This window comes from Rhodococcus sp. BS-15 (assembly GCF_000813105.1).
In the GTDB taxonomy this organism is placed as follows: Bacteria; Actinomycetota; Actinomycetes; order Mycobacteriales; family Mycobacteriaceae; genus Rhodococcoides.
In genome coordinates this window covers 1-2,056 of record NZ_BAOX01000491.1, presented here as the reverse complement: position 1 = coordinate 2,056, position 2,056 = coordinate 1, and the positions used below count along the sequence as shown (strand labels likewise).

Annotated in this window: 2 protein-coding genes and 1 pseudogene; 2 read left to right on the top strand and 1 reads right to left on the bottom strand. The window is 66.4% G+C overall.

The genetic code is table 11. The features are described from left to right. Positions 1-112 precede the first annotated feature (112 nt). Entirely contained in the window at positions 113-1,102 is a 990-nt protein-coding gene (locus tag RHBS_RS27245) for a YafY family protein (protein ID WP_128646896.1), read from the top strand. A gap of 176 nt (positions 1,103-1,278) precedes the next feature. Continuing rightward, positions 1,279-1,929: a DNA/RNA non-specific endonuclease gene (locus tag RHBS_RS27240; RefSeq protein WP_236745424.1), complete on the top strand. Its 651-nt coding sequence runs from the start codon at positions 1,279-1,281 to the stop codon at positions 1,927-1,929. A 9-nt stretch (positions 1,930-1,938) separates the two neighbouring features. Here RHBS_RS27240 and RHBS_RS27235 read toward each other — a convergent pair. After that, positions 1,939-2,056 (bottom strand): annotated as a pseudogene (locus RHBS_RS27235) (16S rRNA (adenine(1518)-N(6)/adenine(1519)-N(6))-dimethyltransferase); the annotation flags it as partial.

The following is a 2,056-nucleotide window of genomic DNA, read 5'->3' as shown; positions in this document are numbered from 1 at the left end:
GGTACTCAATGTGACGTTCAGTGGACTTTTGGGGGGTCGATGTCACATCGAGTGGACTTTGGGATGCACAATGCGGACTGTAGCTGTCCGCATTGCGTGGCATCGTGACCTCATGAAGGAAACCTCGGCTCGGTTGTTGCGGCTGTTGTCTCTGCTGCAGACGCGTCGTGACTGGGCCGGCGCGGAACTGGCGGAGCGGCTCGACGTCACCCCTCGCACGCTGCGACGTGACGTGGACAAGCTGCGCGACATCGGTTACCCGGTCAATGCGACGCCGGGTGTCGGTGGCGGCTATCAGCTCGGCCCCGGCGCGGAGATGCCTCCGCTGCTGCTCGACGACGACGAGGCGCTGGCGGTGGCGTTCGGGTTGCAGTCGGCAGCCGGGGGCTCGGTGGCGGGTATCGGGGAGGCGTCGTTGCGGGCGTTGACGAAGTTGCGGCAGGTGATGCCCTCGCGCATTCAGCATCGGCTCGACGCGTTGCGCATCGACGTGGTGGACAGGACACCGCGTTCGGCGGTGGATGCGTCGGTGCTGTCCACGGTGGCCGCGGTGTGCCACGGACACGAGCGGTTGCGGTTCGATTACCGCAAGCACGACGGTTCCGAGTCCAGGCGCGAGGTGGAGCCGTACAGCCTGGTGCGGGCGGGCGCGCGCTGGTATCTGCTGGGGTGGGATGTGCTGCGGGAGGATTGGCGGTCGTTTCGAGTGGATCGCCTGACTCCGAAGATTCCGACGGGTCCGCGGTTCACGCCCCGGGAGCTGCCGTCGGGCGGTGCGGCGGCGTTCGTCTCGAAGGGAATCGATCGTGCGTTCGCCCAGGTTCAGGCGCGGATCGCGTTGCACGCGCCGATCGAGACGATCGCCCCGATGATCGACGAGCAATGGGGCACACTCGAATCCATCGACGAGCGCACCTGCGCGGTGGTGTTGGCCGGAGATTCACTGCCCTCGATCGCGCGGTGGCTGGCAGCGTTCGACACCGATTTCACGGTGCTCGATCCACCGGAACTGCGCGAGGAATGCCGCATCGTGGCCGAGCGGCACGCCAGGCTGAACGAGCGATACCTCGCGGCGGTTCACCCTCCGGTAACCGGTACGTGAGTCAATGGGCAGATGACGACACCACTCGGTTTCGACCCGAAGTTCCTGGCCGACATCGACGTTCCGTTGCCCGATCGCGCTGACGTGGTGGTACTTCCGTACACGCACTTCTCGGTGTCCATCGACCCTGCCCGACGCCTCGCCGCGGTCACCGGCGTCAACATCGACGGCGCGAGCTGCAGGATGTCGGGCGGGGAGACAACTGGCGACTCGACGATCGGCTACCGGCTGCGCAGCAGGCAGGCAACGAGTTGTACAAGAACAACGACCTCGATCGAGGGCACCTGGTTCGCCGGCGAGATCCGGTGTGGGGTGAGCGTGCGGTGGCCGAGCGCGCCAACGAGGACACGTTCCACTACACCGTGTGTGCTCCGCAGACGGCCACGCTGAACCAGTCGAAGACACTGTGGTTGGGGCTCGAGGACTACGTGCTGGGAAACGCCGAGCAATACGACCGAAAGCTCTCGGTCTTCAGCGGCTGCATCTTCGCCGACGACGATCCGGTCTACCGAGGCGTCGCCATTCCGCGGCAGTTCTTCAAGATCGCCGCATGGTCGCAGGATTCGACTCTCGCATGCACCGGATACGTGCTCGACCAGTCGCCGTCTCTCGACCCGATCCTCGACAAGCCACTGCGACTCGAGACCGATCCCCCGCCCCTCGGCCCGTACCGGACGTACCAGGTTCCGGTGGCCGACATCGCGTCGATGACGGGTCTGGAGCTGGGCACACTGATCGCCGCCGACCGCTACGCTCCGGTGGCCGCGGCCCGCGAGGGCGCGTCGACGTGGACCGAGCTCACTGCCCTGAAGGACATCCGCCTGTAGGAGAGCGCCTCAGGCTTCGGTGGCGGCCAAGCGGACGAACGCTGCGGCGTCGATGGTTTCACCGCGCGCCGTCGGGTCTATTCCGGCCTCACGCAAGCGGCGTTCGGCCGCCACCGGAGAGCCGGCA